This window comes from Azotobacter bryophylli (assembly GCF_042643485.1).
GTDB lineage: Bacteria > Pseudomonadota > Gammaproteobacteria > Pseudomonadales > Pseudomonadaceae > Azotobacter > Azotobacter bryophylli.
Map to the genome: position 1 here is coordinate 337,568 of NZ_JBHRSJ010000034.1, position 20,907 is coordinate 358,474.

Below are 20,907 nucleotides of genomic sequence, written 5' to 3' on the forward strand. Positions count from 1 at the left end.
AAGATTGAGGAACGATCAAATGGCTGCAAAAGAAGTCAAGTTCGGTGATTCCGCCCGCAAGAAAATGTTGGTCGGCGTGAACGTGCTGGCCGACGCCGTCAAGGCCACCCTCGGCCCGAAAGGCCGCAACGTCGTACTGGACAAGAGCTTCGGCGCCCCGACCATCACCAAGGATGGCGTGTCCGTGGCCAAGGAAATCGAACTGAAAGACAAGTTCGAAAACATGGGCGCCCAGCTGCTGAAAGACGTGGCTTCCAAGGCCAACGACGAAGCCGGTGATGGCACCACCACCGCTACCGTTCTGGCCCAGGCCATCGTCAATGAAGGTCTGAAGTCCGTTGCCGCCGGCATGAACCCGATGGACCTGAAGCGTGGCATCGACAAGGCCACCACCGCCATCGTCGCCGAGCTGAAGGCTCTGGCTAAGCCGTGCGCCGACTCCAAGGCCATCGCCCAGGTCGGCACCATCTCCGCCAACTCCGACAGCTCCATCGGTGACATCATCGCCGAAGCCATGGAAAAGGTCGGCAAAGAAGGCGTGATCACCGTCGAGGAAGGTTCGGGCCTGGAGAACGAGCTGTCCGTCGTTGAGGGCATGCAGTTCGACCGCGGCTACCTGTCCCCCTACTTCATCAACAAGCCGGACACTATGGTGGCCGAGCTGGACAACCCGCTGCTGCTGCTAGTCGACAAGAAGGTCTCGAACATCCGCGAACTGCTGCCGGTGCTGGAAGCCGTCGCCAAGGCTGGCCGTCCGCTGCTGATCGTCGCCGAGGACGTCGAGGGCGAAGCCCTGGCCACCCTGGTGGTGAACAACATGCGCGGCATCGTCAAGGTCGCTGCCGTCAAGGCCCCGGGCTTCGGCGATCGCCGCAAGGCCATGCTGCAGGACATCGCCATCCTGACCGGCGCCACCGTGATTTCCGAGGAAGTCGGCCTGAGCCTGGAAGGCGCCACCCTGGAGCACCTGGGTAACGCCAAGCGCGTCGTGCTGAACAAGGAAAACACCACCATCATCGACGGCGCCGGCGCCCAAGCCGACATCGAAGCCCGCGTTGCGCAGATCCGCAAGCAAGTCGAGGAAACCACCTCCGACTACGACAAGGAGAAGCTGCAAGAGCGTCTGGCCAAGCTGGCCGGCGGTGTTGCCGTGATCAAGGTCGGCGCTGCCACCGAAGTCGAGATGAAAGAGAAGAAGGCCCGTGTCGAAGACGCCCTGCACGCCACCCGTGCTGCAGTGGAAGAAGGCGTGGTTCCTGGCGGCGGTGTCGCCCTGGTGCGCGCTCTGCAGGCCATCGAAGGCCTGAAGGGCGAAAACGACGACCAGAACGTCGGTATCGCTCTGCTGCGTCGTGCCGTCGAGGCTCCGCTGCGCCAGATCGTCGCCAACTCCGGCGGCGAGCCGAGCGTGGTGGTCGATAAGGTCAAGCAGGGTTCCGGCAACTTCGGCTTCAACGCCGCGACCGATACCTATGGCGACATGATCGAGATGGGTATCCTCGACCCGGCCAAGGTTACCCGTTCCGCACTGCAGGCTGCTGCCTCCATCGGCGGTCTGATGATCACCACCGAAGCGATGGTCACCGACGTGGTGGAAGACAAGCCAGCCCCGGCCATGCCGGACATGGGCGGCATGGGCGGTATGGGCGGCATGATGTAAGCCACCCGCTCCCCAGCGGTATGAAAAAGCCCTGCCTCGCGCAGGGCTTTTTCTTTTGCTGCGCACCACGGCGCCGCGCAATAACCCGCCCGCTTTGCTGTCAAAGGGATTGCCATTCGTCAGCCATGCTGCAGACGGGTAGCGGCTGTTCTACCGTTGTCAAGTACATCCGGCAGCAACAGAGCGGGGATAATAAGAATGAAACCGGGTCTCGCACGCGTTCTGTTTCTGGTGGGCTCCCTCGTCGTCGCTACCCTGGCCACGGCAGCCTGGGATGAGCACGAGCCCGAAATACTCACCAAGAGTCGCTTGGACCATTGTCCGGCACCGCCCGAGGCGAAGTCCGACACGGCAGTCGAGCCCGACCGGGATCTGCTGCTGTTCCTCTACAGCCTGTCCCAAGGCCTGAAGGGCAGGAACTAGGGCGCCGAGTAGGCGGAAAGCCGGATGGCCGAGGCGGGCACGGCCTCGGCAACGGTCCTGTCGCGCTCCCGTTTCTGGAGCGTGGAGAGTGGGGCTTATTTCCCTTTCGGCAGGCGTATGCCTTCGTCTTTCACCATGTAGGGCGCTTCGTTCCGTTCGTAACGGACCTGTGCCGATACACGGCTCCGACCGGGCTCGCCGTTTGTCCTGGTCGAGGAGGCCGCCGATCAGCAGCCGGCCGCCGACAGCGTGAGCGGGACGAGGCAGAGGGCGATTCCGAGCAACAGCAGTCCGGCGGCCTTGCCGTACCGGGCGGCGTGCCCGTTGATTGTCAGCCAGGCGTGCCGGGTGCGGCACCATAGGCGCTTGAGGATTCTGTTCATGGTTGTGTACCACCTTCCCTGATGGCGATGCCCGCGGGCGTGCGGCCAGTTCCGTGCTTCAATCCTTGAAGGCTCGTGCCGACCGACCACGACACGGCCGGCTCCCTAAACTTAGGTGCCCTTTGCCATTAAGGCAATATGAATGTGCGACCGATTCGATACGGCGGGGGCCAGTCCGTTGCGCGTCCCGGCGCTCAGGTCGCCTCACCGGCGGGACTGGGGTGACGCTGCATGCGCCGGATGAACTCGGAGAATTCGCAGGCCGACAGGGGCTCGCTGTACAGGTAGCCCTGGCCTTCGTGGCAGCCCTGGTCGATCAGGTAAGCCTCCTGCGCCGCGGTCTCCACTCCTTCCGCGGTGATCTGTTTGTCCAGGCTCTTGCCCAGCTGGATGATGGTGCGGACGATGGTGGCGTCTTCGTCGCGTCCGCCCTTGCCCAGGTCGCAGACGAAGCTCTTGTCGATCTTGATCTTGTCCAGCGGCAGGCTCTTCAGGTAGCTCAGCGACGAGTAGCCGGTGCCGAAGTCGTCGATGGCGATGCGCGCGCCGGAGCGGCGCAGGCCGAGCAGGTGGCCGGCGGCGGTCTGGATGTCTTCCATCAGGCTGGTCTCGGTGACCTCCAGCTCCAGGCTGCCGGCCGGCAGCTGGTAGGTGTGCAGCAGCCGGTTGATCAGGCGCGGCAGGCCGGCGTGGCGCAGCTGCACTGCGGAGAGGTTGACCGCCATGTGCAGCTCGCGGAAGCCCGCGTCATGCCAGGCGCGCAGCTGCCGGCAGGCCTGCTCCAGCACCCACTCGCCGATGGCTATGATGCTGCCGTTCTGCTCCGCCAGGGGGATGAACTGCTCCGGCGGCACTTGGCCGTGGTCGGGATGCTCCCAGCGCAGCAGGGCTTCGGCCCCCAGCACCCGCTGTTCCAGATAGGACAGCTGCGGCTGGTAGTAGAGATGCAGCTCTCGGCGCGGCAGGGCCTCGCGCAAATCCTTCTCCAGCTCCCGGCGGCGACGCATCTCGCTGTCGACGCTGGCGATGTAGAACTGGTAACGGTGGTGTGCGCGCTTGGCCAGGGTCATGGTCTGCTCAGCCTTCTGCAGCAGCTTCTCGGTGGCGCGACCGTCCTCGGGGTAGAGGGTGATGCCGATGGTGGCGCGCAGGCGAACCTCCTGGAAATCCAGCGAGAAGGGCTCCTGCAGGTCGTCGAGGATGCTCTGCGCCAGCTCCGCGGCCAGGTACGGCTGCTCGATGTCGGTCTGCACTAGGACGAAACGGTCGCTGCCCAGGCGCGCCAAGGCGGCTAGGCCGGCGCTGAGGTTGCCCAGGCGGTCGGCCAGCGCCACCAGCAGCTCGTCGCCGACCTGGTAGCTGAACTGTTCGTTGATTCCCTTGAAGTCGTCCAGGCCGACGCAGAGCACCGCGACCCGGCGCTGGCGGCGGGTCGCGTCCTCGAGGATGTGGTCGAGCAGCAGCAACAGGTGCTGGCGATTGGGCAGCCCGGTGAGGGGGTCGTAGTGGGCCATTCGCTGCAGGCTGCTTTCCGCTTCGTGGCGCAGGCGGGTGTTGCGCTCGATGGAAGAGAGCAGCTGGTTGACGGTTTTGATCCACTGGCCCAGTTCGCTCCCCTCGTGACCCTTGAGCATCGGCAGCTTGCTGGCGCCGGGGCGGTCCGGATCGATCTTCGCCAGGTTGCCGATCAGCTGGCGCAAGGGACTGCTCAGGCGTTCGCGGAAGATCGGCAGTAGCAACAGGGGCAGGGCGAGGGCGCTGAGCAGGCTGGACGAGAGGATGGCCAGGGCGCGGGAGAGGAAGTCCCGGCCATAGGCCGCGGTATCCAGACTGATCTGCAGATCGCCGTAGTGCACGCTGCCCGGCGCTTGGCCGTACAGCGGCAGGCTGGAGCGCCTGGTCGGGCCGAACAGCGGATCGGTCAGCCAGCAGGTCGGCAGCGGGGGCGGCTCGCGGGAGCGCGCAGCGAGGCTTTTCCCGCGGCCCGTGCCGAGGCTGGCCGAGCCGACCGCCTCGTGCCGGAGCAGCCCCTCGACGACCTGCAGGCCCTGGCCCCGGTCGAGGCGCTGGAGCGCCTGGGTCGCCGGATCGCGGAACAGGGCTAGGATGCGCGCGGCGTCCCGGTCGATCTGCTCGCGGGTCTTCAGCAGATCGAGAAAGATCAGGCCGCCGCTGGTGGCCATGCCGATCGATAGGGCGGTCAGCAGCACCACGCGGAGCAGTTTCAGCGACAGGCTGTGGTCGGGGGCCAGCTTCAAGGCGCGAGTCCTGGTGAGATACTGCGTGAGCCGGACTTGGAGTATTGGCAACGCTCGGGTGAACGTCAAAAGCCCCGGTCGGATGTCGTTGGGTGAGCGCGTGGCCTTTCTTTCCCGGGCCGAAACGAAAAAGCCCGACGTGGCGTCGGGCTTTTTCGTGGAGCGGTGCGGACGGCTTAGGCGAAGTTCTTCGCCACGAAGTCCCAGTTCACCAGGTTCCAGAAGGCTTCGACGTACTTCGGACGGGCGTTGCGGTAGTCGATGTAGTAGGCGTGTTCCCAGACGTCGCAGGTCAGCAGCGGGGTGTCGCCGGAGGTCATCGGGTTGCCGGCGCCGATGGTGCTGGCCAGGGCCAGGGAGCCGTCGGCCTTCTTCACCAGCCAGGCCCAGCCGGAACCGAAGGTGCCGATGGCGACCTTGGTGAACTCTTCCTTGAACTTGTCGAAGGAACCGAAGGCGGCGTTGATGGCGTCAGCCAGTTTGCCGGTGGGCTGGCCACCGCCGTTCGGCTTCATGCAGTTCCAGTAGAAGGTGTGGTTCCACACCTGGGCAGCGTTGTTGAAGATGCCGCCGGAGGAGGACTTGACGATCTCTTCCAGGCTCTTGCCTTCGAACTCGGTGCCGGGGATCAGGTTGTTCAGGTTCACCACGTAGGTGTTGTGGTGCTTGCCGTAGTGGTATTCCAGGGTTTCGGCGGAAATGTGCGGCTCGAGGGCGTTCTTTTCGTACGGCAGCGGCGGCAATTCAAAAGCCATGATCTTTTCTCCATCTCATCAGGTAAGAACTTGCGCGGCAGGTGCGCGACCGGGGCGGTCGGGTACGGCTCCGAGCTGGGCTCATGGTGCCGCGAATTCAGGATCATAGCACCCGACCTGTGACATATCCACGCAGGATCTGTGTGGAAAGCCCATGCTAGAGCCTCGAGCGGTGGTCGCCGGATCGGGGCGACCTGAAGGTGTGGACAACTCTGCCGAAACCTCGTTCAGCCCCTGGGATGGCAATCGGTCGGGCGGCCTGCGCGGAGCCCGACGGAGGGGATGAGATGCGTCATTGCGGCGCCTTCTGGAGCAAAGCCGCCGGTTCGAGCCGCTATACTCGTTCCTTTGTCAGGATGCCTCCCGAAGGTCGCTCATGCGTAACGATACCGACGATGAACTGGAGCACATTCCCAGCCTGCGTGCCGAGGTGCGCGAGCGGGACGATTTCGGCCGCGCGGCCATCGACGAGCCTCCCGCGTCCGTGCGCAGCCGCCGGCAAGCCGCAGTCCCGCCGCGCGGTGCCCGTACCGGGCCGTTGTGGGCCCTGGTCGGCGCGCTCAGCATCGCCTTGGCCGGACTCGGCTGGTGGAGCTTCCAGCAGATCTCCCTGATGGAGCAGCAGTTGGTGGCGACCCAGGAGAGCTTCGCGCGGATCAGCGAGGAAGCGGCCGGGCGCATTCAGGACATCAGCGGTAAGGTGGTGGCGGCCGAGTCCAACGTGAACACCGGCAGCGAAGCCTTCAAGCTGCAGATCCGCCAGGTCGAGCGGCGTCTGGCGGAGGTGGCCCTGCAACTGCAGGGGCTGGCGGAGCGCCAGGGCGAACAGGGCAAGCAGGTCGAGCAACTCGCCGGCACCCTGCAACAGCAGCAGAGCGCCGGCGGCGAGCGGGACGCCCAGCTGGAGAACCGTCTGAACGCCCTGGCCAGCGAGCAGGCGGCACTGGGCACGCTCAAGGCCGAACAGGACAGGCAGCAGGCGAGCCTGGCCAGCCTGGGCGAATCGGTCCAGCAACTGAAGGGCCGCAAGGACCCGGCCGCCGATATCGAGCGCCTCGAGCAGGAGCTGCTCGTGTTGCGCAGCGAGCTGGACAACCGGCCGGCGGCGTCGGCGTCGACGACCAACGTCGAGGAGTTCGACGCCTTCCGGGCGCAGGTGAACCGCAGCGTCAGTACCCTGCAGAAGCAGGTCAAGACTCTGCAGCAGCAGTTGGACAACCGCTGACGGGCGGTGCCGTCCCTGACAGAAAAGCGAAAAGGCCCCGGTCAGGGGCCTTTCCGTTACGGGACCAGTCAGGCGTGGTCCATCCCGCCCGGGATCACAGGCGTGGGTAATCCAGGTAACCGACCGGGCCGGAGCCGTAGAAGGTTTCCGGATGCGGCTCGTTGAGCGGCGCATCCGCGGCCAGGCGCGCCGGCAGGTCCGGGTTGGCGATGAAGGGAATGCCGAAGGCCACGGCATCGGCCTTGCCGCCGGCCAGCCAGGCGTTGGCCTGCGCCTTGGTGAAGCGTTCGTTGGCGATCACCACGCCGCCGAAGAGCTCCTTCAGTTTCGGGGTCAGGCTGTCCTCGCCTTCCTTTTCGCGGGTGCAGATGAAGGCGATCGAGCGCTTGCCCAGCTCGCGGGCGACGTAGCCGAAGGTCGCCGCGCGGTCGGAGTCGCCCATGTCGTGGGAGTCGCTCCGCGGCGCCAGGTGTACGCCGACCCGGCCGGCACCCCAGATGGAGATCGCCGCGTCGGTCACTTCCAGCAGCAGGCGGGCGCGGTTCTCGATGCTGCCGCCGTACTGATCGGTGCGCTGGTTGGTGCTGTCCTGCAGGAACTGGTCGAGCAGGTAGCCGTTGGCGGCATGGATCTCCACGCCGTCGAAGCCGGCCGCCTTGGCGTTTTCCGCCCCCTTGCGGTAGGCCTCGACTATGCCGGGGATCTCGGCGGTTTCCAGGGCCCGCGGGGTCTCGAACTCCTTCATCGGCCGAATCAGGCTGACGTGCCCCTTGGGCTTGATGGCGCTTGGCGCCACCGGTCGCTCGCCGTTCAGATAGACGGGATCGGAGATCCGTCCGACGTGCCAGAGCTGCAGGACGATGCGGCCGCCGTTGGCATGCACCGCATCGGTGATGTTCTTCCAGCCGGCCACCTGCTCGTCCGACCAGATGCCGGGCGTGTTCGGGTAGCCCACGCCCATGGGCGCGACCGACGTGGCCTCGCTGATGATCAGGCCGGCCGAGGCGCGCTGCACGTAGTACTCGGCCATCAGCGCACCGGGCACGCGGCCGGGCTCGGCACGGCAGCGGGTCAGGGGCGCCATGACGATGCGGTTGCGCAGTTCCAGTTCGCCGATCTTGATGGGGTCGAAAAGGGTGGGCATGCGTAGGTCCTCGGTGTCGTTGGAAGAAGGCCGGGCCGATTCCGTCGGCCCGGCCGGGAAGACTTCAGAGTTCGTCGCCGATCTGCGCGAGGAAGGCCCGGATGGTCGCTTCGTCGCGGGAGAAGAAGCTCCACTGGCCGACCCGGCGCACGCTGACCAGGCCGGCCCGCTGCAGGGTCGCCAGGTGGGCCGAGACAGTGGACTGGCACAGCCCGGTACGCCGGTCGATCTGGCTGGCGCAGACGCCGAGTTCCAGGGAGTGCTCCTGCTCGGGGAAGTAGCGCTCGGGCTCCTTCAGCCAGTGCAGGATCTGTCGGCGTACGGGGTGGGACAGGGCCTTGATGATGGCATCGACGTCGATGGACATGGCTCGGGCACGCACCTCAGTATATCGCTCATGTCCGTACTTTAGATCGTCTTATTGCGATATGTCGATACTGTGATTCGGCCATGATCGTCCGCGGTCATGGCAGCATGCTTCCGGCAAGGCTCAGGCGGCTTCCGGCAAGCGCTCGACGGTGCCGAACAGTCTGGCGCTGATCGCCGCCTGCGCCCGTCGAGTCAGCTCGGTGCGGCTCAGTCCGTCGCTCTCCAGCACCGGCAGCAGATGGATCTCCACCGTGCTGCGCTCGCTGCCGAGCAGGCGCAGCAGATGGGACACCAGATCGTCCTCGCCGATGAAGGGGGCGATCGGATCGATCTCGCCGTCGCGCAAATAGCGGATCGCCACCGGTTGCACCGGCGCTGCGGCCTCGACCGCGCTGGCCAGCAGCCGGCTGTGGAAGTTGCGCAGGCTGCGTCCGTCGGTGGTGGTGCCCTCGGGGAAGATCAGCAGGCTGCGACGCTGCTGCAGGTGGCGCAGCAGCTGATTCTTGACCAAACCGCTGTCGCCCGCGCCGCGGCGGATGAACAGGGTCCCGGCGCGGTGCGCCAGCCAGCCGGCCAGCGGCCAGCTGCGCACCTCGGCCTTGGACAGGAAGGACAGCGGAACGAGGCAGCCCAGCAGGGGAATGTCGGTCCAGGAGACATGGTTGCTGACCCAGAGCATGGGGCGCTCCGGCAGTCGGCCGTGCAGGCTGACCCGGAAGGGCAGGGCAGCGGCCAGGCGGGCGAGGAACCAACGGGTCAGGCGCTGGCGCTGGGGCATCAGGTCGCGTCGGCCCAGACGTTCCTGCATTCCCACCCAGCCGGCCAGCAGCGTACCCAGGGCGAGCACGGCGAGCAGGCGGACGATACGCGTATAGAGGCGAAGCTTCTTCATGGGGCTCTCGGATGGCACCGGCCGGCGTCGGCGCTGGGGCGGTGCCGGCCGGTGGCGGGGTCAGACGGCCGCCTTGAAGTGACGGGCGTAACGTGGGCACAGCTCGTCGCGCTTGAGCAGGATGAACACGTCGGCGACCTGGAAGTCCGGGTCCCAGCAGGGTTCGCCGCAGATTTTCGCTCCCAGGCGCATGTAGGCTTTGAGCAGCGGCGGCAGCTCGGCGGTGACGTTGCCCGGCAGGTCCAGCGACGGCAGCGGAGTCTTCGGCTCGGCGCGCAGGCGTTCTGTGCACAGGTGGCGCTCGCGCAGGCGCTGCATCACTGCCTGGGCCTGGACGCCGCCATCGCGCATGGGGATGCTGGCGCAGCCCATCAGGTAGCGATAGCCGCCCTCGTTGAGCACCTCGGCCAGCTCGCTCCAGAGCACGGCGATGGTGGCGCCGTTGCGGTAGCCTTCGGCAACGCAGGTGCGGCCGATCTCCAGGAGCGGGCCTTCGAGGTGGGCGAGGCCGTGCAGGCTGAACTCCTCCTCGCTGTAGAAGCGTCCGAGGCCGGCGGCCGCCTGGCGATCAAGCAGGCGGGTGGTGGCGACCAGCTCCCCGCTGCTCAGATCGCGCACTCCGATGTGGCGGCAGTGCGGATCGAAGTCATCCATGTCCAGACCCAGTTCGGCGCCCTTCAGCTTGGCGTCGTATTCGGCGCTGAACACGCGAAAGCGCAGGGCCTGGGCTTCTCGCAGAGGCTGTGCACCGAGCAGGCGCTCGGCCCGCAGGCGGCGTTCCGGGGTTTTCTTGGCGGTAATGGCGCTGTGGGTCATGGCAGTCTCCGTGAGCCGGCCAGGGGGGGGCTCCGGTGCGGACGACGCACCCGCAGGGCCTCGCGCCTGGCCAGCCTGTTTCCCTTTGTGGATGTGTCGGTCCGCTTGGTTGACAGGCTCAGGCTATGGGGGGGCGGTGTCACGCTCGTGACGCTGGGGTGATTCTTGTATGACAGGGCGGCCGGACCGGCCGCCGGGAGGGGTGACACAGGTCACTTATTTCGCCTAGAGCATGGGCTATGTTCGCCGCAATTCATTGCCCGAGGTTTCCATGCGACGCGAACCCCAAGTGCTGTTCGACAACGGCACCCACCAATGCCTGCTGTTCGACGATCTGGTCACCGGCGATGGTGTGCAGTCCAACCAGTTTCTGATCACCGACCACGAGCAATACCTGCTGCTCGATCCGGGCGGCGATCTGACCTACACCCCGCTGTCGCTCGAGCTGTCCAAGCACATCTCATTGCAGGACCTGACCTACATCTTCGCCTCGCATCAGGACCCGGACATCATCTCCTCCCTAGGCAAATGGCTGCTGCACACCAAGGCGCGGGTGATCTGCTCGAAGCTCTGGGCGCGCTTCCTGCCCCATCTCACCGCCAGCTATCTGGCCATGAGCCATGGCATTTCCACCTTCGATCGGATCATCGCGCTGCCGGATCGCGGCGTTTCCTTCACCCTCGGCAGGTGCCAGCTGAAGGCCGTGCCGGCGCATTTCCTGCACTCGGTGGGCAACTTCCAGCTGTACGATCCGACGAGCAAGATCCTCTTCTCCGGCGACATGGGCGCCTCGCTGGTTCCGGACGCGACCCCGGTCAAGAACTTCGCTGCCCACATTCCCGAAATGGAGGGCTTCCACCGCCGCTACATGGCCAGCAACAAGGTCTGCCGGCTGTGGGCGAACATGGTCCGGAGCATGGACGTGGCGATGATCGTGCCGCAGCACGGCCGGCCCTTCGTCGGCCAGGACATGATCAATGCCTTCCTCAACTGGATCGAGAACCTGGAGTGCGGCATCGACCTGATGGGGCCGGACGACTACCGCCTGCCGAAATAGATCGGCACTGAGCCCTCGGACCGGACCCTGCACGAAACGACCGGCACTCATCGCGGTATGCTAGGTTCGGCGTCCGTTCCGGAGCTTGCCGATGCCTTTCATCCTCTTTCCCCTCCTGTTGCTGGCCGTCTGCCTGGGATTCGCCGGTACGGCCGCCGCCGAGACCTGGCCCGACGCCGACTGGCCGGTGCAGCCTGCCGCCCCGAGCGCCGCGGTGGCGGCCTTCGAGAACTACGCCTTTCCCCCGCGTGACGATGTCGAGCGCCGCGGCGTGCGCAGCGATGCGGTGGTGGTGATCCGCGACGGCGTGCTGGTCTACGAGCGCTACGCCGGCCCGACCGGCGCCGCCTCGCCGCATCTGGTCTGGTCGGTGAGCAAGAGCCTGCTCTCCTGCCTGCTCGGGGTGGCCTATGGCGAAGGCCGCTTCCGGCTCGACGATCCGGTCGCCCGCTACTACCCGCCTTTCGCCGCCCATCCGGACATCCTCCTGCGCCATCTGCTCACCTGGACCTCCGGGCTGGCCTGGACCGAGGACTACGAGTCGGCGCCGCTGACCTCGTCGGTCCTGGCCATGCTCTATACCCGCGGCCGGCAGGACATGGGCGCTTTCGTCGCCGGGCACGCCGCCGCCGTCGCCCCGGGCACTCGCTTCAGCTACTCCAGTGGCGACAGCAACGCGCTGGCGGCGGCGCTGAAGGGCATGCTCGGTGCGGAGGAGTACGCCGACTATCCGTGGCGGGCGTTCTTCGAGCCGCTGGGGATAACCTCGGCGGTCTGGGAGCGGGATGCGACCGGCACCTTCGTCGGCTCGGCCTATGCTTACCTGAGTGCCCGCGATCTGGCCCGGGTCGGACTGCTGATGCTGCGCGACGGGCGCTGGCGGGAGCGACAGCTGCTGCCCCGGGAGTGGGTCGAATTCAACCGCATGCCGGTCCCCGTCTACCGGCCGCAGGGCAGCGGCGCGGTGCCGGGCGGGCATTGGTGGCTGAATCGGGCCGTGGCTGGCGCCGCACCGCCCTGGCCGGACGCGCCGGAAGGCACCTTCGCCGCCCTGGGCCATTGGGGGCAGGCGCTCTACGTGCTGCCGGAGGACGGACTGGTGATCGTCCGTTTCGCCGACGACCGCGACCCGAGCTATCGGCACAACGATTTTCTGCGACTGGCCCGCGCCGCCTTCGGTCGCCGGGAGGAGCCCTGAATGCGTCGGCGTCATCTTCTGCTGCTGTCCATCGTTCTGCTGGTGATCGCGGTGATCTGGCCGAATCGCGCCCACCTGGCCGCCTTTCCCGACATCATCGGCGCCTATACCGCCAAGGAATACTGCTCCTGCCGCTACGTGACCGGGAATTCGCCGGACTATTGCCGGGCCTATACCCGGCAGTACGTGCCGATCGACCTTCTGCACGACGATCCGGGGCTGCGCCGGGTGACCGCCCGCGGGCTCGGGCGCAGCCACAGCGCCGCCTGGCTCGGCCCGCGGGAGGGCTGCCGCCTGCTGTCGGAGACGGAGTCCCCGCCGGAATCCTGAGCGCGCGGCCGGTCAGCCGGCTGGCCCGGAAGCGCCCGGTGCGTGGTGGCGGACTTCCAGCGACGGTCCCGAAGGGTTATCGTCCGATCATCCCCCGCAGGGAGCCGTCCATGCCCGCCTTCCTTCTTCCTCCAAGCCCTTGGGCTCGGCGCTAGCCGGGCGCTTCGCCATGCGCACCGGAGCCGTCTTCCCCTGGCGTAGCGGCAATCGCTTCGACCTGCTGGTCGACGGCGGCGAATTCTTTCCGCGCATGCTCGCCGCCATCGAGGCGGCCGAGCGGCAGATCGAGCTGGAGCTGTACCTGATCGAGGACGGCTACTGCGCCACCCGGCTGATCGACGCCCTGGCCGCCGCCGCCCGCCGCGGGGTACGGGTGCGCTGCCTGCTCGACGGCTTCGGCAGCATGAAGCTCGGCGTCCTGCTGCGCACGCGCCTGACCGATGCCGGCGCCACCCTGGCCCTGTACAACCCGCTGCACTGGAGGCTGGGGCTGCGCAACCTGCACCGCGACCACCGCAAGCTGCTGCTGGTGGACGACCGGCTGGGTTACGTCGGCGGTGCGGGCGCCACCGACCTGTTCTGGGCGCCCGACGCGGGCGGGCAGGACGTCTGGCACGAGGTCATGGTGGAGATCCGCGGTCCGCTGATCGCCGACTGGCGATCACTGTTCGAGTATCAGTGGCGCCTTTGCCGCGAGCGGCGCCTGTGGCTGCGGCCGCGCTCGCCGAAGCCGCCGCGCATTCCGCCGAGCCCGCCCCTCGGCGAGGGCATGGGCCGGGTCGCCTATGCCGCGGCGCGGCAGCACCGCGACATCCTGCGCGCGCTGATCCGCAGCCTGAGCCAGGCGCGGGAGCGCATCTGGCTGGCGACTCCCTATTTCCTGCCGACCTGGAAGGTCCGCCGGGCGCTGCTCAAGGCGGCGCGACGCGGAGTCGAGGTGCGCCTGCTGTTGGCCAGCCACAACACCGACCACCCGCCGACCCGCTATGCCGCCCAGCGCTACTACCGGCGCCTGTTGCACGGCGGCGTGCGGATTTTCGAATACCAACCGACTTTCCTTCATCTGAAGATGGTACTGGTCGACGACTGGGTCAGCGTCGGCTCCTGCAACTTCGATCACTGGAACCTGCGCTGGAACCTCGAGGCCAACCTGGAGGCGCTGGATCCGGCCTTCACCCGCGCCGTCGCCGAGAGTTTCGAGAGCGATTTTCTCCAGAGCCTCGAGATCGGCCTGGAGACCTGGCAGGCGCGCCCCTGGTATCGGCGGCTGTATCAGCACCTCTGGGGCTGGCTGGATCAGCTCATGGTCAATCTGCTGAACAGCCGTCAGTGAGCCGGGGGTAGGACTGGCGAAGCGAGTGGGCGTTTATAGTGCGCCGGGCCGGCGCCGCCGGACGGCGGCGATCGAGGCAATCAGAGGGCTCTGGGCGGGTCGGCTTTGTTTTGGTGCGGCCTATATCGATACCGGAACCGTGTTGCACTTTTGTGGTGCTCGCTGGTGTCGGCTATTCGACGGAAGCCGCTGCGCTAGTAGGGGTTTACTCCTCTGGCATGGGAACTGCAACTGGCCTTTCATCGAACCGGGCCATGCATGGAACGCGATCTATGAAGATGTATGACGAGATGTACGACGAGCATGGCGACTGTCGTCCCCACTATCGGGCCTTTGCCGAGTGGCTGGCGCAGACGCCGAAAGAGCTCCTGGCACAGCGCCAGCGCGAAGCCGATCTGCTGTTCCATCGCGCCGGCATCACCTTCACTCTCTACGGCGACAAGCAGGGCACCGAGCGGCTGATTCCCTTCGATACCATTCCGCGCAGCATCCCCGCGAGAGAGTGGCGCACCATCGAGGCCGGCTGCATCCAGCGGGTCCAGGCGCTGAACCTGTTCCTCGCCGACATCTATCACGAGCAGCGCATTCTCAAGGCCGGCGTCATCCCGCCGGAGCAGGTGCTGGCCAACGAGGGCTACCAGCTGGCGATGTCCGGGCTCGACCTGCATCGCGGCATCTACGCCCATATCGCCGGGGTCGACCTGGTCCGCGACGGCGACGGCACCTTCTACGTGCTGGAGGACAACCTGCGCACGCCGAGCGGCGTCAGCTACATGCTGGAAGACCGCAAGATGATGATGCGCCTGTTTCCCGAGCTGTTCGCCGGCCAGCGCATCGCCCCCATCGGCCATTACCCGAACCTGCTGCTGGAAGCCCTGAAGAGCTCCAGCCCGCTGGACAACCCCAGCGTGGTGGTGCTGACCCCCGGACGCTTCAACAGCGCCTATTTCGAGCACGCCTTCCTCGCCCGCGAGATGGGCGTGGAGCTGGTGGAGGGCGCCGACCTGTTCGTCCGCGACGAGCGGGTGTTCATGCGCACCACCGCCGGCGCCAAGCCGGTGGACGTCATCTACCGCCGGCTGGACGACGCCTTCCTCGACCCGCTGGCCTTCAATCCCGACTCGATGCTCGGCGTGCCCGGCCTGCTGGCTGCCTACCGCAGCGGCAACGTGGTGCTCGCCAACGCCATCGGCACCGGGGTGGCCGACGACAAGTCGATCTACCCCTACGTCACCGACATGATCCGCTTCTACCTCGACGAGGAGCCGATCCTGCAGAACGTGCCGACCTGGCAGTGCCGCAAGCCGCAGGACCTGTCCCACGTGCTGGCCCACCTGCCCGAGCTGGTGGTCAAGGAGACCCAGGGCTCGGGCGGCTACGGCATGCTGGTCGGCCCGGCGGCGAGCCAGGCGGAGATCGAGAGCTTCCGAGAGCGGCTCAAGGCGCGCCCGGAAGCCTATATCGCCCAGCCGACTCTGAGCCTGTCGACCTGCCCGACCTTCGTCGAGAGCGGTATCGCGCCGCGCCACATCGACCTGCGTCCGTTCGTCCTGAGCGGGCGCGAAACCCGCCTGGTGCCCGGCGGTCTGACCCGCGTGGCGCTGCGCGAAGGCTCGCTGGTGGTCAACTCGTCCCAGGGTGGCGGGACCAAGGACACCTGGATCGTCGAGGACTAAGGAAACAACCCCATGCTCAGTAGAACTGCTGCAGATCTGTACTGGATGTCGCGTTACATGGAACGTGCGGAGAATCTGGCACGGATGCTCGACGTCAGCTATTCGCTGTCCCTGATGCCCCAAGACGGCCGCGACGGTCTCGACGAACTGGCGATGCCGCTCTTGATCACCGGCACCATGGAGGACTACCGCGCGCGCCACGGCGAACTGGACGCCAAGCGCATGCTGCATTTCTTCGCCCTGGACGAGAGCAACGTGGCTAGCCTCTACAACTGCATGGCCGCCGCACGCAGCAACGCCCACGCGGTGCGCGGGCGGATCACCTCGGACATGTGGGAGAACCTCAACGCCTTCTGGCTGGAGATGCGCGACATCGCCGCCCAGGGGCTCGACCGATACGGCATCAGCCGCTTCTGCGAGTGGGTCAAGCAGTGCTCCCACCTGTTCCGCGGCGCCACCGTCGGCACCCTGATGCGCAGCGACGCCTATCGCTTCATCCGCCTGGGCACCTTCGTCGAGCGGGCCGACAACACCCTGCGCCTGCTCGATGCCCGTTACGAGTTGCTCGGGGAGGACAGCGACGATCCCAACGACGCCTCGGCGCGCGCCTACTACCAGTGGAGCGCACTTTTGCGCGCGCTGTCGGCGTTCGAGGCCTTCGCCGAGATCTACCGGGGCTCGCCGCGGGCCGGCAAGGTCGCCGAACTGCTGCTGCTGAACCCCGAGGTGCCGCGTTCCCTGCGCGCCTGCCTGACCGAACTGCAACAGATCCTCGCCAGCCTCACCGGCGACAACGGCCGCCCGGCGCAGCGCCTGGCCGCCGAGCTGGAGGCCGGCTTGCGTTACACGTCCATCGATGAAGTGCTGGAAACCGGCATGCACGCCTGGATCGCGGAGCACATCGAACGGGTGAACCAGTTGGGCCACGCCATCCAACAATCCTATCTGGAGGTAGCATGAAGCTCTCCATCGACCAAGACACGATCTATTCGTACCAGGACCAGGTGCTTGCCAGCATCCAGTACCTGCGCCTGACCCCGCAGGAGAGCGGGCGTCAGCACGTCCTCAGCTGGGATCTGCAACTGCCCCATGCGGCCCGCGCCCAGCGCGATCCCCACGGCAACATCCTGCACGTTCTGACCCTCGACGAGCCCCACGAGAGCATCAGCATCCACAGCCGCGGCGAGGTGGAGATCGACGAGACCCGCGAGGCCGAGGCGGACGCCGGATCGCCGCTGCCCTACCTGCGCACGACCCGCCTGACTCATGCCGACGAGGCGCTGCGCGATTTCGCCCTGCGCCACAGCGCCGGGCGCCGCGACCGTCCGGCGCTGATCGGCCTGATGGAGGCGCTCGCCGAACACATCGTCTACTCGCCCGGGGCGACCCAGGTGGAGAGCACCGCGGCGGAGGCCTTCGCCGGCCGCGCCGGGGTCTGCCAGGACCATGCCCACGCCTTTCTCGCCTGCGCCCGCAGCCTCGGCGTGCCGGCCCGCTACGTGTCCGGCTACCTGTACTGCGGCGGGGAGGGCGGGGCGCTGGCCAGCCACGCCTGGGCCGAGGCCTGGATCGACGGCGCCTGGTACAGCTTCGACGTGACCAATGGCCTGGCCCGTCCGGATCGCCACCTGAAGCTGGCGGTCGGCCTCGACTACTTGGATGCCTGCCCGGTGCGCGGCATGTGCCGCGGCGGCGGCGAACAGATGCACGCGCGGGTCAGGAGCCTGCCCCTGCGCCAGCCCTGGCAGTCCCAGCAGCTGCGCCAGCAATAATCCGCCGGCGCCTGCCTGTCCTTTCTCGGTGGCGGCCATGCCCGATCAGGCGTGGCCGAGATACCAGCGCCAGTCCTGCTCGCCTACCTCGCCCATGAACTGGCGGTACTCTTCCTGCTTGATCGCCAGATAGACCCGGTGGAACTCCTCGCCCAGCGCCTCGCGCGCCCAGGCCGATCCCTTCAGTGAACGCAGAGCGCCGAGCCAGTCGGCGGGCAGGGTTTCCCGTGCCTGCGCATAGCCGTTGCCCTCCACCGGCGCGCCGGGATCGAGCCGACGGCTCAGGCCGTGGCGGACGCCTTCCAGCAGCAGCGCGGCGGCCAGGTAGGGATTGGCATCGGCGCCGCAGATGCGGTGCTCGACGTGCCGGCTGGCGGCCGGCCCGCCCGGCACGCGCAGCGACACGGTGCGGTTGTTGACGCCCCAGTTCTTCGCCAGCGGCGCGTAGCTGTTGGCCTGGAAGCGGCGGAAGGAGTTGGCGTTGGGGCAGAACACCGCGAGACCGTCCTCCAGGGTGTCGAGCAAGCCGCCGATGGCCTGGCACAGCAGCGGCGTGCCGGTCGCCTCCGCGCTGGCGAACAGGTTGGCGCCGGCCGCGTCGGCCAGGCTGAGGTGCAGGTGCAGGCCGCTGCCGGCCAGATCGCCGAACGGCTTGGCCATGAAGCAGGCCTGGTAGCCGTGCCGGTTGGCCACGCCGCGCACCAGGCGCTTGTAGCGCACCGCCTCGTCCATCGCCTGCAGGGCGTCGCGGCGGTGCTCCAGGGTGATCTCCAGCTGGCCGGGGGCGTACTCGGATATCGCCGTGCGCGCCGGCAGGTCCTGGGCGGCGCAGGCGGCGTAGAGGTCGTCGAGGAAGGGCGCCAGCTGCTCCAGCTCCAGCACTCCGTAGACCTGCGGCACCTGGGGGCGCACGCCGTTGGTCTGCGGGGCCGGCTGTGGCCGGCCCTGGGCGTCGCGCGTCCGGTCGAGCAGGTAGAACTCCAGCTCGGCGGCCATCACCGGGTAGAAGCCCTCGGCTTCCAGCCGGGCGATGCTGCGCGCCAGCACGTGGCGCGGGTCGGCGACGCTGGCCGGCCGGCCCTGCTCGGGGTGCATGCTGACCTGCACCTGGGCGGTCGGCGTGGCGCGCCAGGTCTGCAGTCCGAGGCTGCCGGGCAGCGGATAGGCCCAGCAGTCGGCGTCGGCGACGTCCCAGACCAGGCCGGTGGCGTCCACGTCCTCGCCGCGGATGGTCAGGCCGAGGATGCTGCTCGGCAGCGGCCGGCCGTGCTCGTAGATGGCGCGCAGCTCCTCGCGGCGCAGCAGTTTGCCGCGCGGCACGCCGCAGGGGTCGATGATGAAGAGTTCGATGGTCTGGAGGTCGGGATGGGCGGCGAGGAAGGCGTCGACTTCCGCGAGATCGGCGAAGCGCATGAAGAAATCCTTGGGCAACAGGGCAGAACGGTGCCCCGGCGCGACGGTGGAAAGGACCTGCGGTCGCTTTTCCACCCGCGACGGACGGAGCGCCATGGCGTGGGGCGGGCGACGGCTCGGCCGTGCCCACCGTCCCGTCAGTGCCCGGGGGCGATGCCGGAAGGATACAGGGCCATGTTCAGCCTTCCCGGGCGCCGGGGATGGCCAGCAGTTCGCCGAGCACTTCATCGAGGGTGGCGAGCAGGCGGTCGACGTCGGCCTCGGTGGTGTCAGGGCAGCACAGGGTCATGTTGTGGAAGGGCGTGATCAGGATGCCGCGGTTGATCAGGTACAGGTGCAGGGTCTGCTGCAGGCTGTCGTGGAAGGCCGCCTCGGCCTCGGCGCCGGTCTTCGGCGGCGAGGCGCGGAACTGGAATTCGCAGCGGGCGCCCAGCTCGGTCACCGACCAGGGCAGCTCGTGCTTTTGGATGATTCTGCGCAGCCCCTGGGCCAGATGCGCCGCCAGGCCCAGCATATGGGCGTAGGCGCTCTCGGTCATCACCTGTTCCAGGTTGGCGCGCATGCAGTGCATGGCCAGGGCGTTGGCCGAGAGGGTGGTGCCCATGCCGCTGTGGCCGTGGCCTTCGGCCATTTCCCGGGAGTGGGCGCGGACCAGCTGCATGGCCTGGGCCATTTCCGCGGTGCAGCCGTACACCGAACAGGGCACGCCGCCGGCGACGGGCTTGCCGAGGGTGACGAAGTCCGGCTTCAGGTGCCAGGCGCGAGTGCAGCCGCCGGGGCCGGTGGAGATGGTGTGGGTCTCGTCGACGATCAGCAGGCTGCCGTACTGGCGGGTCAGCTCGCGCAGCCTGTCCAGGAAGCCCGGCTCAGGCAGGACCATGCCGATGTTGGTCAGCGCCGGCTCGCACAGCACCGCCGCCACGTCGCCGCGGGCCAGCGCCTGCTCCAGGGCGGCCGGGTCGTTGAAGGGCACCACGCGGGTGTGCTGGGTCAGGTTGCGGGCCTGGCCGATCAGCCCCGGGCGGTGCACCGTGTAGCCGTCGCGGTAGCGCACCATGGTCTCGTCGACGGTGCCGTGGTAGCAGCCGTCGAACACCAGGATCACCTTGCGCCCGGTGATGGCGCGGGCCCAGCGCAGGACGAAGCGGTTGGCGTCGGTGGCGGTGGTCGCGACCTGCCAGAACGGCAGGCCGAAGCGCTCGGCCAGCAGCTCGCCGCAGACCACCGCATCTTCGCCCGGCAGCATGGTGGTGAGTCCGTGGCCGGCCTGCTCGCGGAGGGCGGCGACGATCGGCGCCGGGGAATGGCCGAACATGCTGCCGGTATCGCCCAGGCAGAAGTCCACGTATTCGTGGCCGTCCACGTCGAAGAAGCGTGCCCCCTGGGCGCGGGCGACGAACAGCGGCAGCGGCGTCGACCAGTCGCTCATCCAGTGCATGGGGACGCCGCCGAACAGCGACTGGCTGGCGCGCTCGGCGAGGGCGGCGGACTGGGGATTGCTCTCGACGAAGCGCTGGCGCTCGCGGGCGTTGAGGGCTTGTACTGCGTGTTCGGCGATTCCGCTGGGTTTCATGCCTTGGCCCACCTCATGGGGTTTTTGCCCATAGTCGAGGTGAGCTCGCGGCGAGTCAATCACCTCTGCGCATGTCCTCAGCGCGACTCTCCCGTGGCGTTCGCGGCGGGAGAGCGGTCGGCCTCGAACGCGGCCTTGGCGCGCTGGCCGATTTCCTCCGGCGACAGGTTCTCCCGGCGGGTGGCGAGGTACCAGACGTGACCGAACGGGTCCTTCAGGGTGCCGCTGCGATCGCCGTAGAACTGGTCCTGCACCGGCATCAGCACCTTGGCTCCGGCCTCGACCGCCCTGGCGAACTGCGCGTCCACGTCGTCCACGTACAGATGCAGCGCGACCGCCGCTCCCGGCAGCGCCTGCGAGCCGCTGAGGATGCCCTGGTCGCAGGGATCGGACAGCATCAGGGCGGAGTCGCCGATGACGATCTCGGCATGGCCGATCCGGCCGTCCGGCATGGTCAGGCGGAACCGCTCGGTCGCGCCGAGCGCCTGCTTGTAGAAGTCGATGGCTTCGGCGGCCCCATGGATGCTCAGGTAGGGGGTGAGGCTGTGGTAACCGTCGGGCTTGGCTTTGACGCTCATGTCGTTCCTCCTCGCTGTTCCGGTCGTCTGGTGGCAGACGACCGCTTCCTCG

General features: G+C 67.5%; 20 protein-coding genes. 10 read left to right on the forward strand and 10 right to left on the reverse strand.

Annotated elements, in window-relative coordinates; all coding sequences use genetic code 11:
- Nucleotides 1-19 precede the first annotated feature (19 nt).
- Both groL and ACFOJE_RS17620 read left to right on the forward strand, forming a co-directional pair.
- Nucleotides 20-1,660 carry a chaperonin GroEL gene (gene groL, locus ACFOJE_RS17615; RefSeq protein WP_377815985.1) on the forward strand — a complete coding sequence of 547 codons (1,641 nt, stop codon included), beginning with the start codon at nucleotides 20-22 and terminating at the stop codon, nucleotides 1,658-1,660.
- Between the two features lie 198 nt (nucleotides 1,661-1,858).
- Nucleotides 1,859-2,083, forward strand: a complete 225-nt coding sequence (locus tag ACFOJE_RS17620; protein WP_377815986.1) for a hypothetical protein — start codon at nucleotides 1,859-1,861, stop codon at nucleotides 2,081-2,083.
- Between the two features lie 227 nt (nucleotides 2,084-2,310).
- Here ACFOJE_RS17620 and ACFOJE_RS17625 read toward each other — a convergent pair whose 3' ends face one another.
- The 3 genes from ACFOJE_RS17625 to sodB all read right to left on the reverse strand — a co-directional run bounded on the left by ACFOJE_RS17625 (nucleotide 2,311) and on the right by sodB (nucleotide 5,479).
- Entirely contained in the window at nucleotides 2,311-2,466 is a 156-nt protein-coding gene (locus ACFOJE_RS17625) for a hypothetical protein (protein ID WP_377815987.1), read from the reverse strand.
- A 194-nt stretch (nucleotides 2,467-2,660) separates the two neighbouring features.
- On the reverse strand, nucleotides 2,661-4,724 hold the full coding sequence (locus tag ACFOJE_RS17630; RefSeq protein ID WP_377815988.1) for a putative bifunctional diguanylate cyclase/phosphodiesterase: 2,064 nt from the start codon (nucleotides 4,722-4,724) through the stop codon (nucleotides 2,661-2,663).
- A 176-nt stretch (nucleotides 4,725-4,900) separates the two neighbouring features.
- On the reverse strand, nucleotides 4,901-5,479 hold the full coding sequence (sodB, locus tag ACFOJE_RS17635) for a superoxide dismutase [Fe] (protein ID WP_377815989.1): 579 nt from the start codon (nucleotides 5,477-5,479) through the stop codon (nucleotides 4,901-4,903).
- Between the two features lie 376 nt (nucleotides 5,480-5,855).
- Here sodB and ACFOJE_RS17640 point away from each other — a divergent pair, with 376 nt between their 5' ends.
- The gene (locus tag ACFOJE_RS17640; protein ID WP_377815991.1) at nucleotides 5,856-6,704 is read left to right on the forward strand and encodes an ATPase; all 849 of its coding nucleotides are present in this window, start codon (nucleotides 5,856-5,858) and stop codon (nucleotides 6,702-6,704) included.
- A 94-nt stretch (nucleotides 6,705-6,798) separates the two neighbouring features.
- Here the strand turns inward: ACFOJE_RS17640 and ACFOJE_RS17645 are convergent, their stop codons facing one another.
- From ACFOJE_RS17645 to olsB, 4 genes are all read right to left on the reverse strand, one after another.
- Entirely contained in the window at nucleotides 6,799-7,848 is a 1,050-nt protein-coding gene (locus tag ACFOJE_RS17645; protein ID WP_377815992.1) for an alkene reductase, read from the reverse strand.
- A 64-nt stretch (nucleotides 7,849-7,912) separates the two neighbouring features.
- The gene (locus tag ACFOJE_RS17650) at nucleotides 7,913-8,215 is read right to left on the reverse strand and encodes an ArsR/SmtB family transcription factor (RefSeq protein ID WP_377815993.1); all 303 of its coding nucleotides are present in this window, start codon (nucleotides 8,213-8,215) and stop codon (nucleotides 7,913-7,915) included.
- 123 nt (nucleotides 8,216-8,338) lie between these two features.
- Entirely contained in the window at nucleotides 8,339-9,109 is a 771-nt protein-coding gene (locus tag ACFOJE_RS17655) for a lysophospholipid acyltransferase family protein (protein ID WP_377815994.1), read from the reverse strand.
- Nucleotides 9,110-9,169: 60 nt separating this feature from the next.
- Complete coding sequence (gene olsB, locus ACFOJE_RS17660) at nucleotides 9,170-9,925, reverse strand: L-ornithine N(alpha)-acyltransferase (protein WP_377815995.1); 756 nt, start codon at nucleotides 9,923-9,925, stop codon at nucleotides 9,170-9,172.
- A 271-nt stretch (nucleotides 9,926-10,196) separates the two neighbouring features.
- Between olsB and ACFOJE_RS17665 the strand changes: the two genes are divergently transcribed.
- The 7 genes from ACFOJE_RS17665 to ACFOJE_RS17695 all read left to right on the forward strand — a co-directional run bounded on the left by ACFOJE_RS17665 (nucleotide 10,197) and on the right by ACFOJE_RS17695 (nucleotide 17,291).
- Nucleotides 10,197-10,982: an MBL fold metallo-hydrolase gene (locus ACFOJE_RS17665; RefSeq protein WP_377815996.1), complete on the forward strand. Its 786-nt coding sequence runs from the start codon at nucleotides 10,197-10,199 to the stop codon at nucleotides 10,980-10,982.
- Nucleotides 10,983-11,073: 91 nt separating this feature from the next.
- Complete coding sequence (locus ACFOJE_RS17670) at nucleotides 11,074-12,180, forward strand: serine hydrolase domain-containing protein (RefSeq protein WP_377815997.1); 1,107 nt, start codon at nucleotides 11,074-11,076, stop codon at nucleotides 12,178-12,180.
- On the forward strand, nucleotides 12,181-12,510 hold the full coding sequence (locus ACFOJE_RS17675; protein WP_377815998.1) for an amidase: 330 nt from the start codon (nucleotides 12,181-12,183) through the stop codon (nucleotides 12,508-12,510).
- A 169-nt stretch (nucleotides 12,511-12,679) separates the two neighbouring features.
- The gene (locus ACFOJE_RS17680) at nucleotides 12,680-13,843 is read left to right on the forward strand and encodes a phospholipase D-like domain-containing protein (RefSeq protein ID WP_377815999.1); all 1,164 of its coding nucleotides are present in this window, start codon (nucleotides 12,680-12,682) and stop codon (nucleotides 13,841-13,843) included.
- A gap of 272 nt (nucleotides 13,844-14,115) precedes the next feature.
- Nucleotides 14,116-15,519, forward strand: a complete 1,404-nt coding sequence (locus ACFOJE_RS17685) for a circularly permuted type 2 ATP-grasp protein (RefSeq protein WP_377816000.1) — start codon at nucleotides 14,116-14,118, stop codon at nucleotides 15,517-15,519.
- Nucleotides 15,520-15,531: 12 nt separating this feature from the next.
- On the forward strand, nucleotides 15,532-16,479 hold the full coding sequence (locus ACFOJE_RS17690; protein WP_377816001.1) for an alpha-E domain-containing protein: 948 nt from the start codon (nucleotides 15,532-15,534) through the stop codon (nucleotides 16,477-16,479).
- Entirely contained in the window at nucleotides 16,476-17,291 is an 816-nt protein-coding gene (locus ACFOJE_RS17695) for a transglutaminase family protein (protein WP_377816002.1), read from the forward strand. The genes ACFOJE_RS17690 and ACFOJE_RS17695 overlap by 4 nt, the downstream gene beginning before the upstream one ends.
- A gap of 45 nt (nucleotides 17,292-17,336) precedes the next feature.
- Here the strand turns inward: ACFOJE_RS17695 and ACFOJE_RS17700 are convergent, their stop codons facing one another.
- The 3 genes from ACFOJE_RS17700 to ACFOJE_RS17710 all read right to left on the reverse strand — a co-directional run bounded on the left by ACFOJE_RS17700 (nucleotide 17,337) and on the right by ACFOJE_RS17710 (nucleotide 20,855).
- Complete coding sequence (locus ACFOJE_RS17700) at nucleotides 17,337-18,704, reverse strand: glutamine synthetase family protein (protein WP_377816003.1); 1,368 nt, start codon at nucleotides 18,702-18,704, stop codon at nucleotides 17,337-17,339.
- A gap of 178 nt (nucleotides 18,705-18,882) precedes the next feature.
- The gene (locus ACFOJE_RS17705) at nucleotides 18,883-20,277 is read right to left on the reverse strand and encodes an aspartate aminotransferase family protein (RefSeq protein ID WP_377816004.1); all 1,395 of its coding nucleotides are present in this window, start codon (nucleotides 20,275-20,277) and stop codon (nucleotides 18,883-18,885) included.
- Nucleotides 20,278-20,354: 77 nt separating this feature from the next.
- The gene (locus ACFOJE_RS17710; RefSeq protein WP_377816005.1) at nucleotides 20,355-20,855 is read right to left on the reverse strand and encodes a VOC family protein; all 501 of its coding nucleotides are present in this window, start codon (nucleotides 20,853-20,855) and stop codon (nucleotides 20,355-20,357) included.
- Nucleotides 20,856-20,907 lie beyond the last annotated feature (52 nt).

Bases quoted from the DNA above. Each gene is read 5' to 3' on its own strand.
- groL (WP_377815985.1), top strand. From the start codon at position 20: ATGGCTGCAAAAGAAGTCAAGTTCGGTGATTCCGCCCGCAAGAAAATG.
- ACFOJE_RS17665 (WP_377815996.1), top strand. From the start codon at position 10,197: ATGCGACGCGAACCCCAAGTGCTGTTCGACAACGGCACCCACCAATGC.
- sodB (WP_377815989.1), bottom strand. From the start codon at position 5,479: ATGGCTTTTGAATTGCCGCCGCTGCCGTACGAAAAGAACGCCCTCGAG.
- ACFOJE_RS17685 (WP_377816000.1), top strand. From the start codon at position 14,116: ATGAAGATGTATGACGAGATGTACGACGAGCATGGCGACTGTCGTCCC.
- ACFOJE_RS17695 (WP_377816002.1), top strand. From the start codon at position 16,476: ATGAAGCTCTCCATCGACCAAGACACGATCTATTCGTACCAGGACCAG.
- ACFOJE_RS17645 (WP_377815992.1), bottom strand. From the start codon at position 7,848: ATGCCCACCCTTTTCGACCCCATCAAGATCGGCGAACTGGAACTGCGC.
- ACFOJE_RS17625 (WP_377815987.1), bottom strand. From the start codon at position 2,466: ATGAACAGAATCCTCAAGCGCCTATGGTGCCGCACCCGGCACGCCTGG.
- ACFOJE_RS17620 (WP_377815986.1), top strand. From the start codon at position 1,859: ATGAAACCGGGTCTCGCACGCGTTCTGTTTCTGGTGGGCTCCCTCGTC.
- ACFOJE_RS17710 (WP_377816005.1), bottom strand. From the start codon at position 20,855: ATGAGCGTCAAAGCCAAGCCCGACGGTTACCACAGCCTCACCCCCTAC.
- ACFOJE_RS17680 (WP_377815999.1), top strand. From the start codon at position 12,680: ATGCGCACCGGAGCCGTCTTCCCCTGGCGTAGCGGCAATCGCTTCGAC.
- ACFOJE_RS17670 (WP_377815997.1), top strand. From the start codon at position 11,074: ATGCCTTTCATCCTCTTTCCCCTCCTGTTGCTGGCCGTCTGCCTGGGA.
- ACFOJE_RS17675 (WP_377815998.1), top strand. From the start codon at position 12,181: ATGCGTCGGCGTCATCTTCTGCTGCTGTCCATCGTTCTGCTGGTGATC.
- olsB (WP_377815995.1), bottom strand. From the start codon at position 9,925: ATGACCCACAGCGCCATTACCGCCAAGAAAACCCCGGAACGCCGCCTG.
- ACFOJE_RS17690 (WP_377816001.1), top strand. From the start codon at position 15,532: ATGCTCAGTAGAACTGCTGCAGATCTGTACTGGATGTCGCGTTACATG.
- ACFOJE_RS17700 (WP_377816003.1), bottom strand. From the start codon at position 18,704: ATGCGCTTCGCCGATCTCGCGGAAGTCGACGCCTTCCTCGCCGCCCAT.
- ACFOJE_RS17640 (WP_377815991.1), top strand. From the start codon at position 5,856: ATGCGTAACGATACCGACGATGAACTGGAGCACATTCCCAGCCTGCGT.
- ACFOJE_RS17655 (WP_377815994.1), bottom strand. From the start codon at position 9,109: ATGAAGAAGCTTCGCCTCTATACGCGTATCGTCCGCCTGCTCGCCGTG.
- ACFOJE_RS17705 (WP_377816004.1), bottom strand. From the start codon at position 20,277: ATGAAACCCAGCGGAATCGCCGAACACGCAGTACAAGCCCTCAACGCC.
- ACFOJE_RS17650 (WP_377815993.1), bottom strand. From the start codon at position 8,215: ATGTCCATCGACGTCGATGCCATCATCAAGGCCCTGTCCCACCCCGTA.